Raw genomic sequence first — 15,223 nt, forward strand, 5'->3', positions numbered from 1 at the left:
ATATTGCAGCATCGCGTTTTCGTCGATAACCGGTTCGCCATCGCACTCACTCGCCAAGCAAATGCAGCACGATATCGCGCCGATGGGCAGCGCGTCGGTGTTCGAAAAGATAAATGCCTTGCCAAGTGCCGAGTACCATGCGCCCATGTTCGACAGGAATCGACAACTGCACGTTTGTAAGCGCTGTGCGTAAATGCGCGGGCATATCGTCGAGGCCTTCCGCATCGTGCTCGTATCGGGTTTCATCCTCGGGCGCGAGAACTTCGAAATAACGCTCCAGGTCGCGACGTACAGATGGATCTGCGTTCTCCTGAATAAGCAGCGACGCCGACGTGTGTCGACAAAACAATGTAAGCAGTCCAGTGCGAATCGGCTGCTGCGCGACGAACGCGCGAACCTGCGGCGTGAACTCGACGAGGCCGCGTCCATTTGCCTCAACGGTAATGTGTTGAATAATCTGCTGCATGGCTATTGGGCGGCTGTGCGCTTACGCGAGCGCGGTGAAACCGTTGGTTTCGATCTGTTCGGCATTTGCGGGGCGAACGATACGCGCGACTTCGACTCCATCACGCAAGAACACCAGCGTCGGCCAAAGCTTGATGCGGAACGAGCGGCCAAGCGGCCGGCCGGGACCGTCCTCGATTTTCAGGTGACGAACGGTTGGATGCGCCGAAAATGAATCGCGAATCGCCGGTTGCGCAGCCGCGCAGATGCTGCACCAATTAGCGCCGAACTCGATGACGGTGGCGCCGGCGAGCGAGTCGATTTCCGCGCGGGTAGGTGCGTCGGCGGTATAAGCTTGCGGAGTAGTCATCCTGACCCCTACGGGTTTGACATAAAGATTGGCTTTGCGTGGGCCGCATTCGAGGCCAGCGGTTTTACTGTAACGGAAAAGCCGGGGGCGCGTGGAGAGCCGCCTAGTTTGCGCGGCTACGGCTTGCGATGTCGAACTTGCCGCCTGCCGGGATCGGCAACGCAATTTCGGTGAGTACGCTTGCTACGTGTTGCTATCTTTGTCCGATATGCGGCTTCTATAATCCGCATCGCAACAGGATTCCATTTCCCAATCCATTCACAAGGAATTGCATGCTGACGATTCGGCCGATGACCGGCGAGGATTTCACGCATTTCTGGCCCATCTACCGCGCAGTAGTGGGCGCACAGGAAACTTACGCGTTCGATCCCGCACCGACACAAGAAGCCGCCCGCGCCCAATGGATCGATACACCGCTTTGCACGTGGGTCGTGGAGGAAGATGGTGTGTTGCTAGGGTCATATTTTCTGAAGGCGAATGCGGCGGGACCGGGTGACCATGTTTGCAATTGCGGGTACATGGTCGGCGAGGCGTCGCGCGGGCGTGGCATCGCGCGGCTGATGTGCGAGCACTCGCAGCAGATCGCGCGCGAACGCGGTTTTTTGGCAATGCAATTCAATTCGGTCGTGGCGACCAACGAGATTGCGGTTGCCCTATGGCAAAAACTGGGCTTCGAAATCGTCGGGCGTCTGCCTCGGGCGTATCGCCATGCGCGGCTCGGGCTGGTCGATAGCCTCGTGATGTATAAATGGCTGGGCGAGCACGCGTAGGTTCATCCTGCGCGGCTTCGCGGTTCGGCGACACGGAAGGCGCCGGCATGTACCGGGCGGCCCGAATGAGATAACGTCAAATGGTGAATGTGCCGTTGTCGAACACCGTTCTGTCGTCCAACATCAGCGTGCCTTTGGCGAAGATGAGGTCTAGATGGTGACTGCCGTGTTCACCGCCTCCCAGACCCAGATGCATGCCCGGATGCCGCTCCTCGAAACCGGCGTTGCGGCCGTATAAGCCCTTGATGCCGAGATTCGTGCCGATGCCGAACTCCTCGATCTTGCGATGATTCGCATGCCGGTTCAGGTACGACGCGAAATCTTGCTGAAAGCCCGCGTGATCGCTGTCGAAATCGACGATCGTGCTGTTCTCGATATGCAAGGTCGCGAACCGCTCGACAACTTTGTATTTGACCGCAAACGGAATTGTGCTGAGGAAGGTGCCGCTGAAGACGATCGAGCCATGGAGATTGGTGATGTGCGTCGCGATTTCGCCCGGTACGACATCGAGGTTGCCCATGCCGTTCACGCTGGTCCACTTCTGGTCATGCGTTAATGAGCCCGACAGCTTATTACCTGATTCGTCGACGAATCGAATCCCCGACGCATGCGAGGCTAGGTCGATCAGCCGGTTGTTGCGCATCGCGATGTCATCGAGCGATTCCGAGAACGCTTCGTCGAGATGTGGGCCATAGTCTTTGAACAGTACTGATTTGCTCCAGTGCTCGACGATCGCTGGCCGAATGGCCGCAAGAAAAGGCGGCCCATTTGGCGACGGCGTCGGCAGGCACGACGAGTCGTATAGCAAAACGAACAAGTCGGTGTGACCGAGCGCCTCGATGATGTCGCCGGGCGGCGTGTTTTCCAAACAGACGAGGACTGTGTCGAAGGATGCGGGCGGCGCGGAAAACGCGCGCAACGCAATATCACGGTTACGTGCATCGTAGCCAATCAGCAGCTTGCTCTTGTCGCCGCGTGCGAGTTTGTCGCGCAGCGCCGGGTGAAAGCCGAGTGCACGGTGCAGGTTCAACATGCATGTCTCCGAAAGCGGCGGAAGAGACAGCGCCCTTCCGCCAAACATCATGGCTTGCTCAGACCGGCCAAAGCGCGGTGCCGAACGGTACCACGGCGTCTTCGACCATCATGTCGACAGCTTGCGGATGCGTATCTTCCTGCATCCATTCGAGCAAATCGATTTGTTGATTTTCTTGCATCTCAATTCTCCTGGTGTGGTGAATCGGGGTTATTCAACATGGCGGACTGGCCGCCGCAACCTGTTCGGTATCTTTAATACCTTACAAGTTCATTTGATGTTACTTGGGGATTTTATTGAAAGCAATCTTGAATTTATTTTTTTGCGCTGTGTGTACTAAACAAATAGGGATTTTGTTTTTTTATCGGTCATTGTGTTGGGGAGAATTTATGTTTCTAATTTTTACTACTTGATGGTTTCTGTTTTTGAAATTTTTGAGCATGCATTACGGTAATCTGGTGGGGCCGGCCAGGGCGTCCAGCTGGTAAGCGACGGATCGTTCGATAGTCAGCAGGAATGTGGGGAATACAGTTTGTTTCGCATAACACCATTCGCGATGAGTTCACGGTTCACGTCTATTTGAACGTAAGCGTAGTGCGGTATATGAAATTCCATAAGCGGGTACGGGAGATCATTGGATAATTAATTTATCCGCTTATTTAATTTTGCCGATTTGGCGTTCGGCCTATGTATAGGAACTATCCGGAAATGAAATGAGGGCAATCCGTAAACCGGAGATTCGTACCGGCTGGCTTGGCAGACGAGGGGATGGAGGCAAGCAGCGCGATCTGCCTGCCTGGCAATTGGATATAAGAGCGCTTCTTTGATTGGATTGGCGCGGCGCCCGGAGGCGCCGCGCATCACAGCGGTTTTACAGGTCGCGGTCGAAATCCTTCAACTGCTTTTCTGCTTCGTCCCGCGCGATCCCGTAGCGCTCCTGGATCTTACCTGCGAGATACTCGCGGTTGCCTTCGGCCACTGCGAGATCATCGTCGGTCAGCTTGCCCCATTTGGCCTTCAGCTTGCCGGTGAGTTGCTTCCATTGGCCTTTGATCTTGTCTTCGTTCATCGTGTACTCCTATTGACGAGTTGGAAATGCAAACGGCTGAAACTGGTGGACCGGTTACGCTTTCGACTTCAAGCCGGATGCGTCAACGTGCTTGACGCCCTTGACGGCGCGCGTGACGGCAATCGCTTTCTTCACCGCCATGTGCGTCGGCAGCACCCCGGTCAACGTAACCACGCCATCGACGGTTTTTACGCTGATGTCAAGGCTCTTTACGCCGTCGGTGGTCGCAAGCTCGCTTTTTACCTTGGTGGTGATCCACGTATCCGTTATCGGTTGATTCGATTCGGTTGACGAAACATCGCTTGCTGCGTCGGTCTGTGCATAGGCGCTCGTCAATACGGCCGAGCCGAAAAGGAACGCCGTGCTGACGGCCAGCAGCGAGGAGATGTGTTGTGTTTTGGTCATCGATATTTCCTTGTGCGTCGTTGGAAAGAGGTATCTGTTTGCGTCAGTTCATGCCGAACGCGCGGGCATCGAACTGGCGCAATGAAATGCCGAATAGAATTTCCCCGGTTGGGCAGGTTCGGGTCGATCGTTTTTCGGCGGTTGTGGCGGATCGCCTGCCGGCGGCTGTTTGACCGGCTGAGGATCGGGTGTTTGATGCAGTTCCATCCGTTATCTCCTTCGAAATGATTCTCGGGGGAATGTGTTGAATCGTCGACACGGGATCAGCTTACTGGCGTAGCAGGACAGCGTCATCGCGCAAATTCACCGGACGGATTAGTGCTTTTGCACCAAGTGTCGTTGCGTCCGCATCGGACTGTGAGAGAGGGCCCGTCGGCACGGGCGATGGCCGGTTCGCCCGGTTCAATACCGGTTTCGCGGTGTACCGAACTATTGGCTCACACGACGCGAATGTACTATCCGGATTAGTGTATGCGTGTCTGGTCCTTGCGCGTGCGGCCGGCACGATGGCATCCCGCAACGGATGCTTTGCTGGAATTGGCGGCAATCGGCAACTTATTCGGAATACAAACGATGAACGAGAAAGTCGACGAACAGGCGCTCAAGTCACATACCGACCGGCGCCAGTTACATCAAATCATCGCCGGACTGACCGAAGGTGTGATCCTCGTAGAACCGGATCAGCGGATTGTCTGGGCGAACGAAGCGGCGCTCGAGATGCACGGTGTCAGCGAACTGAGCGAGCTCGGCGCGGATATCACCGAGTATCGCGAGCGTTTTCGGCTGCGCTACAGGAACAATCATCCCGTGCAAGAGGGGCATTACCCGATGGATCGGGTGATCGCAGGCGAAGAGTTCAGCGACGTGACGGTCGAAGTGTTTCATGCCGAAGACGAGGACGTGTGCCGTGTGCATCGGATTCGCAGTTTGGTGCTGACGAATGCGGCGGGCGAGCCGGATTGCCTGGCGCTCGTATTGCACGACGCAACAGAGTGGGCAAGCGCGGAGCAGCGTTTCGAGCGCACGTTCAATGCGAATCCGGCGCCTGCCGTGATTTGCCGGTTGAGCGATATTCGTTATATCAAGGTGAACCAAGGATTTCTCGATATGACCGGGTACACGCGAGACAATGTGCTCGGCCGCACCGTTTATGAAGTCGACGTGCTCGAAAGTGCCGAGCGGCGCGAACTCGCGATCGAGCGTCTAGGCGAGGGTGCGACGATTCCGCAGATGGAAGCGGTATTGACCTTGCCCGGCGGCGGCACGAAGGCGGTCGTCGTGGCGGGGCAGCCGATCGACATTGGCGACGAGGCGTGCATGTTGTTCACGTTCATGGATCTCGAGCCGCGTAAGCAGGCAGAGCGAGCGCTGCGGCAAAGCGAGGAGCGGTTTGCGAAGGCGTTCAGGATGTCGCCCGTTGCAACTGCAATCATTACTTCGAACGGCTTCGAGTTACTTGACGTGAACGATGCGTTTGTCGCGATGACCGGCTATGCCCATGAGGATGTGCTCGGCAAGTCCGCCGACGAGATTGGATTGTGGATTGACGCCGATGTGCGCCGGCGTTTCGACGCGCTGTTTGGAGGCGACGGCGGCATGCGCAATGTCGATATGAGAATTCGGGGGCGCGACGGCGATGTGCGCAACTGCCTGGTATCCGCCGATCTGGTTGCGATCCACGGCCAAGACTGCATGTTGATTGCGTTGCTCGATATCACCGAACGCAAGCGCACGGAAATGGAGTTGGTCCACGCGATCGAGACCGCGATGCAGGACGCGACGTGGTTCAGTCGCACGCTGATCGAGAAATTGGCGAACGTGCGGCGGGCGAATGCGCCAGATGCCGGTGCGCAATTGTCCGATCTCACTGCGCGCGAGCGCGATGTGTTTGATTTGCTCTGCGACGGTCTTGCGGACAAGGAAATCGCGAATCGGCTGGGTCTTGCACCGAACACGGTACGCAATCACGTTTCGACCATCTACGCGAAGCTGGATGTTCACAGCCGCAGCGAAGCAATCGTTTGGGCGCGCGAGCGCGGCATTGTCGGAGCAGTGAGCGCCAACGGCAAGCAAGGAGCCAAAGCGAAGCGTTAAGCGCGGACGCTGCCGAGCCTGCATGGTTCCATGTCGGCTTTGGAGAGAGCGGGCGTGCATGAGGTTTCGCGTGGTCCGGGTGGCGCGCCCGATCTGTTTCGCATCCCGAATTTTTGTTTCCATGCTCTGCCACGTGAGCGAAATGCGGCTCGAAGGCGGAATCGACGTTTCCCGGAAGAGCACGCGAGCGAGTGCCGATGGAACTATGGACGGTGCGAATGCACTAGCCTGTTTGGGGTATTCGTCACTGTCGGCGGCGACGAGCGATTGGGATCATATTGACTCGATGGTGTCGCGATGGTGTCGATTACCCATCCGTACCGTCGATCATGCGGATTTTTGAAGGAGTGGATCATGGACAAAAATCGTATCGAAGGTAAGCTCAAGCAAGTCAAGGGTTCGGTAAAGGAAGCGCTGGGGAAGGTGACGGGCGATCGCCAGACTGAAGCCGAGGGGCTTGCCGAAAAGACTGCCGGCAAGCTCCAGGAGAAAGCCGGCGAGGCGGCGGATGCGGTGCGCAAACATACCGGTGGGTAAGCGCCGTCTGTTAGGACCCGACCATCTCGACGCGTGTGAGTCAGATGCACCGATTTGTCGCCACTAGGGCGGCTCACGGTTGACCAAGCTTATTTGGCCTTTTGACGGTCGGCGATGCCGGCCGTCTTGTCGTTCATCGTAGGTCAACGTCCATGCGTGCATCGAGGATTTGAACTGATTCGGTGGCCGATTTGCGCGCTTTGGGCACGCCATCCCGCTTATCTCAAAAATATCTGATACTCCATGCTGGATGAATTGAATATCTGGTGGGTGTAAAATTGTTAAAAATACAAAATTAAAAACCAATGAGAATTAATTTATTCGGTAGCCGTGCATTGATGCGGCCAAGCCGCTGACCTATTCTTACGCATGAGCGTTCGCGGTAGAAAACATACGGCGAGACTGTGTTATCGAGCATTGATGTACGACGAAAGCCGGAATTTCTAACGGAATTTGGAACGCGCCGTGCATCACCGTTATTTGAAGTCTTCAGGATATCGAAGATTTTTCCTGAAATGCTAATGAAAATCTGTTTTTCCGTTAGGGGATGGAGGCGAATATGGCTGCGTAGCGTGTTCCATGGACATTGGATTTCGATCGGCAAAATATGTAACTATTGTGATTTCATTTTATCGGCGATACCGGGTATGACTGGGTCGTGGCTCTGTAGTGCAGGCAGGCGATCCAGTCTTGCCAAGTACAGAAACGGCCGAGTGCCGCACATGTCATTCATCGTTCCCGGAGGCGATGAATTCAATACTCCAAAGGAGGTCGTATGTTTACTCGTTCACTGATCAAGGCGGCATTTTCCATCTCGGCCATGCTGAGCGCGGTTTGCGCAAGTGCGGCGGCTCCGCTTGCCGTCGATGTTTATAACCCCGGCGCGAAGGGTATTTTCCCGGTGTCGTCGGAAATCGTTACGGGTAAGACCGAAGCGATCCTGGTCGATGCGCAGTTCCAACGCAGCGATGCAACCGCGTTGGTCGACAAGATCAAGGCGAGCGGCAAGACACTGAAAGCCGTGTACATTAGCCATAGCGATCCGGACTATTACTTCGGCCTTGATACCATTCATACCGCATTTCCAAATGCAAAGATTGTTGCGACGCCGCAGACGGTCGCGGCAATCCAGGCGAGCAAGGACGGCAAGCTCGCATATTGGGGGCCGATTCTTAAGGACAATGCGCCGAAATCGCTGATCGTGCCTCAGCCGCTGGACGGCAACACGCTTACGATCGACGGCGAAAAACTGCAAATTGTTGGCCTCGATGGCCCCACCCCCGATCGTACGTTCGTCTGGATTCCGTCGGCGCGGACGGTAGCCGGTGGTATTCCGGTTGCCGCCAACATTCACGTATGGATTGCCGATACGCAGACGCCGCTGTCGCGTGCGAACTGGCTGGCGACGCTTGAGCGGATCGATTCGCTCAAGCCGGCCCGCGTCATACCGGGGCATTTTCTGCCGAACGCGGATGGTAGTTTGCCTTTCACGACCGCGTCAGTCGCCTTCACACGTGATTACTTGAAAGCGTTTGATCAGGAAGCAGCGCGCGCGAAAGATTCCGCTACGCTGATTACTGCCATGGAAACCCGCTATCCGGCGCTTGGCGCAAAGCCCTCGCTCGAAATGAGCGCCAAGGTTATCAAGGGTGAAATGCCGTGGCCCGCACCCGCGCCGTTCCCGGCGCTCGGCAAGCAGATGCGCGTGCAGTTTGGTGATGTGGTATTCGATCTGCACTTCAAGGATGAGCACACCATGTCGTTCATTGGCATCGCTGGACAATTCAAGGGCGTGACAGATACCGTCCAATATACTGCGCGCGAGATTCGGCCGAACGTTTACATGGTGTATTGGCACGAGCCGAGCACCGGTTCAAACGTCGTGCATATCGAGGACTTCGAGCACGGAACGGTTTACACAAACATCGCGCAGAAGAACGGCGAATTCCTGCATCTATCCGGTGTACTGAAGATCGTCGAACCTTCTTGAGCGGGGTAGTCGTGCGCGCCCGGCGTTGCTGCGCGACGCCGGGCCGGCAGCGTTTGGGCCGGACGATGTATCGCAGGCATCGGCGGGTGCGCGTGGGTTCGTGCGGCCGCCGCTTTTACCGACCGTCTGATGGATCGGTGGACGACCGGCGCTGCGGCAGATTGCGCGAACCCGAATGGATTTTTGTCGAAAGCCGCGGCCGGCGTGTGCCGGCTAACGCAGATCTTTCCTGTATTGAATGAACCCGGCGTTGGCTGCGAGTTGGTCATACAGCACGCGAGCGGCCGTATTGGTTTCGTGGGTGAGCCAGTACACGCGACTTGCCCCGGCGGCGCGCGCCCGCTCGTAAACCGCTTCGATCAGCGCTCGCCCGACGCCGCGACCTCGCGAACCGGGCTCGGTAAACAGATCCTGCAAATAGCAGTACGGCCCGATCGTCCAACACGAGCGATGGTAGATCGCGTGGACGATGCCGAGCAGCTTGCCGGTCTCGTCGAACGCGCCGAGCGCGAACATCGGCTCCTGCGGATCGTGCAGGCGGGCCCAGGTCGTCGCGAATACGGCCTCGCTCAGTGCGGTCTCGTAGAATGCTTGATAGCCGCGCCACAGCTCGCGCCATGTGGCTTCGTCGCGCATATCGAGCGGCCGGATCGCGATGCCCGCGCCGGCGTGCTGGTGGCCGGCGGGGGGGCGCGCGGCGGATCGCGCGCTGCGGATCGCGGTGAGCGACTGGCGTTGCTGGCCATGCACATCGAAGTTGGCGGGGGATAGCCACGCGTCGAATGCCGTCGCGAGAGTGGGCCACTCGCTGTCGAGAATCGCGAACCAGGCAGTATCGCGATTGCGACCCTTGTACACCACCGCCTGACGGAATGTGCCTTCATAATGGAAGCCAAGCCGCACGGCGGCCTTGCGTGACGGTGCGTTGAGGCTGTCACATTTCCATTCGTAGCGCCGGTAGCCGAGTTCGTCGAATACGTATTTCATCAGCAGGAATTGCGCTTCGGTCGACGCCGGCGTGCGCTTCAAATCGGGCGAGAAGGCTACCGAGCCGACCTCGATGACACCGTTGGCCGGATCGATGCGCATCAGCGCGAGCGTGCCGATCGCGCGGCCGCTTGCGAGATCGATCACGGCGAAGTGCAGCGGATCGGTGCTCGCCGCCGCACTTTCAGCGTAGCGCCGGTAACTGGCTTCATCGTCGAACGGTCCGACCGCCATGTAGGTCCAGTCGTGGCCGTCAGCTGCCGTTGCGTAGGCTGCGTGGAGATCCGCCGCATGGCGGTCGGCGTCGAGCGGCTCGATGCGGCAGTAATGCCCCTGGCGCGTGACGGCAGCGGGGCGCGGACGAGCTGACCAGTCTGGAACGGCTTGCCCGATAGATTGCTGGAATTCGTTCGTGGTGGTAACCAAGGTCGTTCTCGCTTCGGCGGCGGAGCGGCATGCCCGCCCATGCCGACAATCGTAAACGGCTCGAGGTTCCATGAGAAGAACCACTGGCGCGCGTTATTCTGGGGCCACGAAAGTTACTGGTTCGATGACGGCGGGTGGCTCGGATGTCGTGCCGCGCTCCGGCCGAGCGGCCTGGATCATCCGCGCACGGCTATTTCAGCGAGCGTTGCCCGTGGTAGCGCTCCACCGATTCGACCGAGTCACGCCATTACCTGATCGACGATCACCGAAGCAATATTCGCGAAGCCGGCAGAGCGATAAAGAGGCTCGCCGGCATCGGTCGAAACGAGCCATGCACGCTGCGCTCCACGGTGCCGCGCATGCGAGACGATCGCCTTGAGCAACTGAGATGCTAGGCCGCGGCGCCGGAACGTATCGGCGGTGCCTACCCGGTCGATGACGATGGCGTTATCGGATGCGAAGCCGTAGCGGGCAGTCGCGGCGATCTGGCCATCGATTCGATGTGCGAAAAGAAATGCGCGCGGGTTCGGGCGAAACGGGGGAAATTTGCCGCAAGCGTTGAAATGCTCGATGTCGGTATCCAGCGCGCACGCCAACGACGCAGCCAATTCATCGGAGCCCGCGAGCCGGGCGATATCGGCGACCATGAAATGCTCAGCGGCGAGCCTGCATGTTTTATCGCGTATCGCTTGTGGCAGCGCGATCGTTCCGAATTGCGTAATCCATGCACCGGCTGCGAATGCGCGCTCGTTTTGCATCGCGGCGCCTTCGATCATGAAATGCTCATATTCCCGGCCCATCTCGGGGTTGAATTGGACAGCAAAGCCGTCTGCGTGATCAGTGACAATCGCTGTTATCTGATTACGTGCGGCGCAATAGCCGTCAATGAATGTCCGAACGGCATGCTTTCGCGCGGCAATGGTCGACCATAGCGGGTGAGCCGGCATTGTCTTCTCCCAGGGAGCGGGGATGCGTGTTCTTGTGGAGCAAACCCGCTGCGATCATCGGGCGCCACGCAGATTGGATCGATGCTGGTGCGGCGGGAATGCATCGACGTCGCATTTTATGCCAAAAAATCTTGACGCTGTGCGATGAGACGCGTGTGGCGTGCGGCGTTATTTTGGCATGACGAGAAGGTACGTATGGACGTCGGGAGCAGATGAACCGGAATTCCGTCCCAATCGATCTGTTCTGCGAAACATCAGCGAGATGATCGCCTATTACTATCGGTTCTTCATGGTTCGTTGCGCCTGATTTTTCTACTTCGATATCGTGTCGTATTTGCTTCGTGCTATTCGGCATTGCGCTACATACGCAAGCATGTGCCGCATGAAGTCATCAGTTCGTATCGTCTTTTGACCTGGATACCGGCGCGAGCCGGCCAAAAAAGCACGATGGCTTGTTTTTCGGTAAGGTGCTCGTGCTGCGTCGTGCGTTGATCGAAACCGGACGTCCCTGCTGTGGATCGGCAAGTCAGCCGCGGATCAAGGAAATGTCATGAAAACATCGAATCATCGTAGCGATGGCTGCGATCAGCGTTTACGTTAGCTTTTTTGTTGCGTCGCTATTGAGGAAACCTATTTCCGCTCATAGACGAGAACCCGTACTATTCTCGAGCAGTGCCCAGGCTCCAGGCTGAGCCGCGGCGTTGCACGCCCCACGAACAAAGGAGAGAAGCATGTCGACAGAAACGAAGTGTCCGTTCAAGCATACCGCTGGCGGCGGCACGTCGAACCAAGACTGGTGGCCCAATCAACTGAAGCTGAACCTCCTGCGCCAACATTCGTCCTTGTCCGATCCGATGGACAAGGATTTCAACTACGCCGATGCATTCAAGAGCCTGGATCTGGCTGCAGTGAAAAAGGATCTGCTGGCGCTGATGACCGATTCTCAGGATTGGTGGCCGGCCGATTTCGGGCACTATGGTCCGCTGTTCATCCGGATGGCCTGGCATAGCGCCGGCACGTATCGCACGGCCGACGGACGAGGCGGTGCCGGCAGCGGCCAGCAGCGTTTCGCACCCCTCAATAGCTGGCCCGACAATGCCAACCTCGACAAGGCGCGCCGGCTGATCTGGCCGATCAAGCAGAAATATGGCCGCAAAATTTCATGGGCGGACTTGATCATACTGACCGGCAACGTCGCATTGGAATCGATGGGACTCAAAACCTTCGGTTTCGCAGGGGGGCGCGTGGATGCTTGGGAGCCGGACGAGGATATCTATTGGGGCTCCGAAAAGACTTGGCTGGGCGACCAGCGTTATACCGGCGAGCGCGATCTCGAAAATCCGCTCGCGGCCGTGCAGATGGGGCTGATTTACGTTAATCCGGAAGGTCCGAACGGCAATCCGGATCCGGTCGCCGCCGCCCGGGATATTCGCGAAACTTTCGCGCGGATGGCGATGAACGATGAAGAGACGGTGGCGTTGATTGCCGGAGGCCACACGTTCGGCAAGGCGCATGGCGCCGCGCCTGCGTCTCATGTGGGGCCCGAGCCGGAGGCAGCCGGCCTTGAGCAGCAAGGCCTTGGCTGGAAGAACGATTTTGGTACGGGCAAGGGCGACGATGCGATCACGAGCGGCCTGGAAGTCATCTGGACCACCACGCCGACGAAGTGGAGTAACGATTTCTTCGACAATCTGTTCGGCTACGAATGGGAACTGACGAAGAGCCCCGCTGGCGCGCATCAATGGAAACCGAAAGGCGACGCAGGCGCCGGCACCGTGCCGGATCCGCACGACCCGTCCAAGCGCCGCTCGCCGTCGATGCTGACAACCGATCTTGCGCTTCGATTCGATCCGGCATACGAGGCAATCTCCCGGCGTTTCCATCAGAATCCCGATCAATTCGCCGATGCGTTCGCCCGCGCGTGGTTCAAGCTGACGCACCGTGACATGGGGCCGCGCCCCCGCTATCTTGGCCCGGAAGTGCCGGCCGAGGAACTGCTCTGGCAAGACCCGATTCCCGAGGTCGGTCATCCGTTGATCGACGAACAGGATATCGCCGCGCTCAAGCGCGAAATTCTGGCGTCGGGGCTGTCCGTTGCGGAATTGGTGTCGACCGCTTGGGCCTCGGCATCCACCTTCCGCGGCTCCGACAAACGGGGAGGCGCGAACGGCGCGCGGATTCGTCTTGCGCCGCAGAAGGACTGGCCGGTCAATCAGCCTGATCGTCTGGCGAAGGTGCTTGCGAAACTGGAAGGTATCCAGAGCGCGTTTAATGGCGTGCAATCCGGTGGCAAGAAAGTCTCGTTGGCCGACTTGATCGTGCTGGCTGGTTGCGCGGGCGTCGAGCACGCGGCGAGTCAGGCGGGCCACGCGGTCACGGTGCCCTTTGCGCCCGGGCGTGCGGACGCATCGCAGGAGCAGACCGACATCGAATCCTTCGCGGTGCTCGAGCCGATCGCGGACGGTTTTCGTAATTACTTGAAAGGCAAGTGTTCCGTGTCGGCTGAGGCGCTGTTGATCGACAAGGCGCAATTGTTGACGCTGACTGCGCCGGAGCTGACGGTGCTGATCGGCGGCTTGCGCGTGCTGAACGTCAATTTCGAGCAGACTCAGCACGGCGTTTTCACTAAACGGCCGGAAGTGCTGACGAACGATTTCTTTACGAACCTGCTCGATATGCGCACCGAGTGGAAACCGGCATCGGACGCGAATGACGTGTTCGAAGGACGCGATCGTGCGACGGGTGAATTGAAGTGGACAGGCACGCGTGTCGACCTTGTTTTTGGTTCGAATTCCGAACTTCGTGCACTGGCCGAGGTGTATGGCAGCGCGGATGCGCACGAGAAATTCGTTCGCGATTTCGTCGCTGCGTGGAGCAAGGTGATGAACCTTGATCGCTTCGATCTTGTGTGACAGCGAAAGCGGGCTGCATCGATTTCGATGCTGACATAGGGACGGCCGGTCGAGAGACCGGCCGTTTTGTTTGCGTGCCGATTTGACTCGTTGATTGCGGCGATTTGAGTGAAAAGACGAACGGATCCCGTCGCATTGGTTGGTTATACTTTCGACGCCGGATCGCCTCTGCGAGCCCGGTTTATCGATATCGACAACGAATAGGGATATACCGGTCATGAGACTCGACGACGAAACCGAAAGCCAGAATGTTGAGGATCGGCGCGGCGCTTTCGGCACAGGGCGGCGTGCAACCGTAGGCATCGGTACGATCGTCGTAGCGCTTGCCGCCTCGTACTTTTTTGGGATCGATCCGCGTGTCGTCCTGCAAGGTGCGTCGGCGTTGCAGGGCGCGGGGCAGCAACAGGCTCAGCCGAGCCAAGCGCAAAACGCGGGCGTGCCCGCTACCGATGCGGGGGCGGTTTTTACCCGTAAGGTGCTTGGCAATATCGAGCGGACCTGGACGACTATTTTTTCGACTCAATTGCAAGCGCAGTACGTGCCGCCCAAGCTCGTCATGTTTTCGAACACGACGCCGACGGCATGCGGCACCGGTCAGTCGGCGATGGGGCCGTTCTATTGTCCCGCCGATCGCAAGGTTTATATCGATCTCGCGTTCTACGACGAACTGCGCCGCCGTTTCGGCGCGGGGGGCGACTTTGCACAGGCATATGTGATTGCACACGAGGTCGGGCATCATGTGCAGAACCTCCTCGGTATCTCCGACAAGGTTGATGCTGCACGGCGGCGCGCGAGCGAGGCGCAGTCGAACCAACTATCGGTGCGGCTGGAGTTGCAGGCCGATTGTTTTGCCGGTGTATGGGCGAACAATGCGCAGCGCGCGAATCAGCAGCTCATCGAAGCGGGCGACTTCGAGCAGGGCTTGCAGGCCGCCGCCGCTATTGGCGATGACCGCCTCCAGCGGCAAAGCCAGGGTTATGTCGTGCCGGAGACGTTCACGCATGGCAGCAGCGAGCAGCGCGTCTATTGGTTACGGCGCGGGCTTCAGTCGGGGGATGTGCGATCGTGCGACACGTTCGCGGCCAACTCGCGGTAAGCGGCGGAGCTATCTCGTCGGGCTGGCACTGAGCCCGCGTGCGGTGCGCCGAGTGCGATCGAGCCACTCCCTGCCGCACGATGCGGCAAGAAGCGTGAGCCCGTGCTGCGTCAACGCACTGCGGCCGCTGCGCTGGCCTTGGC

The 15,223-nt window shown here is 58.3% G+C and carries 16 protein-coding genes; 7 read left to right on the forward strand and 9 right to left on the reverse strand.

The features are described 5' to 3' along the window. Window positions 1-46 precede the first annotated feature (46 nt). Both BSIN_RS08090 and BSIN_RS08095 read right to left on the reverse strand, forming a co-directional pair. Window positions 47-466 (reverse strand): secondary thiamine-phosphate synthase enzyme YjbQ, encoded by a 420-nt coding sequence (locus BSIN_RS08090; protein ID WP_059519493.1) that lies wholly within the window; start codon window positions 464-466, stop codon window positions 47-49. Between the two features lie 21 nt (window positions 467-487). Further along, entirely contained in the window at window positions 488-814 is a 327-nt protein-coding gene (locus tag BSIN_RS08095; RefSeq protein WP_089340106.1) for a thioredoxin family protein, read from the reverse strand. A gap of 272 nt (window positions 815-1,086) precedes the next feature. Between BSIN_RS08095 and BSIN_RS08100 the strand changes: the two genes are divergently transcribed. Next, window positions 1,087-1,584, forward strand: coding sequence for a GNAT family N-acetyltransferase (locus tag BSIN_RS08100; RefSeq protein ID WP_089340107.1), 498 nt, complete (start codon window positions 1,087-1,089; stop codon window positions 1,582-1,584). 76 nt (window positions 1,585-1,660) lie between these two features. Here BSIN_RS08100 and BSIN_RS08105 read toward each other — a convergent pair whose 3' ends face one another. The 5 genes from BSIN_RS08105 to BSIN_RS25790 all read right to left on the reverse strand — a co-directional run bounded on the left by BSIN_RS08105 (window position 1,661) and on the right by BSIN_RS25790 (window position 4,298). After that, a complete protein-coding gene (locus BSIN_RS08105) occupies window positions 1,661-2,617 on the reverse strand; it encodes a leucyl aminopeptidase (protein ID WP_089340108.1) in 957 nt (318 codons plus the stop codon). Window positions 2,618-2,675: 58 nt separating this feature from the next. Beyond that, window positions 2,676-2,798 carry a hypothetical protein gene (locus BSIN_RS26425; RefSeq protein ID WP_059519501.1) on the reverse strand — a complete coding sequence of 41 codons (123 nt, stop codon included), beginning with the start codon at window positions 2,796-2,798 and terminating at the stop codon, window positions 2,676-2,678. A 690-nt stretch (window positions 2,799-3,488) separates the two neighbouring features. After that, the gene (locus BSIN_RS08110; protein ID WP_059519503.1) at window positions 3,489-3,686 is read right to left on the reverse strand and encodes a CsbD family protein; all 198 of its coding nucleotides are present in this window, start codon (window positions 3,684-3,686) and stop codon (window positions 3,489-3,491) included. 54 nt (window positions 3,687-3,740) lie between these two features. After that, window positions 3,741-4,091 (reverse strand): BON domain-containing protein, encoded by a 351-nt coding sequence (locus tag BSIN_RS08115; RefSeq protein WP_059519506.1) that lies wholly within the window; start codon window positions 4,089-4,091, stop codon window positions 3,741-3,743. Between the two features lie 48 nt (window positions 4,092-4,139). After that, entirely contained in the window at window positions 4,140-4,298 is a 159-nt protein-coding gene (locus BSIN_RS25790) for a hypothetical protein (RefSeq protein ID WP_156789229.1), read from the reverse strand. Between the two features lie 366 nt (window positions 4,299-4,664). Here BSIN_RS25790 and BSIN_RS08120 point away from each other — a divergent pair, with 366 nt between their 5' ends. The 3 genes from BSIN_RS08120 (at window position 4,665) to BSIN_RS08130 (ending at window position 8,712) form a co-directional block, all read left to right on the forward strand. Then, a complete protein-coding gene (locus BSIN_RS08120) occupies window positions 4,665-6,185 on the forward strand; it encodes a helix-turn-helix transcriptional regulator (RefSeq protein ID WP_089340118.1) in 1,521 nt (506 codons plus the stop codon). A 354-nt stretch (window positions 6,186-6,539) separates the two neighbouring features. Next, entirely contained in the window at window positions 6,540-6,722 is a 183-nt protein-coding gene (locus tag BSIN_RS08125; protein WP_059519510.1) for a CsbD family protein, read from the forward strand. Window positions 6,723-7,497: 775 nt separating this feature from the next. After that, a complete protein-coding gene (locus BSIN_RS08130; protein WP_089340109.1) occupies window positions 7,498-8,712 on the forward strand; it encodes an MBL fold metallo-hydrolase in 1,215 nt (404 codons plus the stop codon). A 213-nt stretch (window positions 8,713-8,925) separates the two neighbouring features. Here BSIN_RS08130 and BSIN_RS08135 read toward each other — a convergent pair whose 3' ends face one another. Then, a complete protein-coding gene (locus tag BSIN_RS08135) occupies window positions 8,926-10,125 on the reverse strand; it encodes a GNAT family N-acetyltransferase (RefSeq protein WP_089340110.1) in 1,200 nt (399 codons plus the stop codon). A 239-nt stretch (window positions 10,126-10,364) separates the two neighbouring features. Then, the gene (locus BSIN_RS26430) at window positions 10,365-10,733 is read right to left on the reverse strand and encodes a GNAT family N-acetyltransferase (protein WP_256583696.1); all 369 of its coding nucleotides are present in this window, start codon (window positions 10,731-10,733) and stop codon (window positions 10,365-10,367) included. Here BSIN_RS26430 and BSIN_RS26435 point away from each other — a divergent pair. The 3 genes from BSIN_RS26435 to ypfJ all read left to right on the forward strand — a co-directional run bounded on the left by BSIN_RS26435 (window position 10,626) and on the right by ypfJ (window position 15,080). Beyond that, window positions 10,626-11,057 (forward strand): hypothetical protein, encoded by a 432-nt coding sequence (locus BSIN_RS26435; RefSeq protein WP_256583697.1) that lies wholly within the window; start codon window positions 10,626-10,628, stop codon window positions 11,055-11,057. The two genes, BSIN_RS26430 and BSIN_RS26435, sit on opposite strands and share 108 nt — an antisense overlap. 746 nt (window positions 11,058-11,803) lie before the next feature. Beyond that, window positions 11,804-13,984 carry a catalase/peroxidase HPI gene (gene katG / locus BSIN_RS08145; RefSeq protein WP_089340112.1) on the forward strand — a complete coding sequence of 727 codons (2,181 nt, stop codon included), beginning with the start codon at window positions 11,804-11,806 and terminating at the stop codon, window positions 13,982-13,984. Window positions 13,985-14,201: 217 nt separating this feature from the next. Further along, on the forward strand, window positions 14,202-15,080 hold the full coding sequence (gene ypfJ / locus BSIN_RS08150; protein ID WP_059519520.1) for a KPN_02809 family neutral zinc metallopeptidase: 879 nt from the start codon (window positions 14,202-14,204) through the stop codon (window positions 15,078-15,080). Window positions 15,081-15,223: the final 143 nt, after the last annotated feature.

It is taken from the genome of Burkholderia singularis (assembly GCF_900176645.1).
GTDB classification, from domain to species: Bacteria; Pseudomonadota; Gammaproteobacteria; order Burkholderiales; family Burkholderiaceae; genus Burkholderia; species Burkholderia singularis.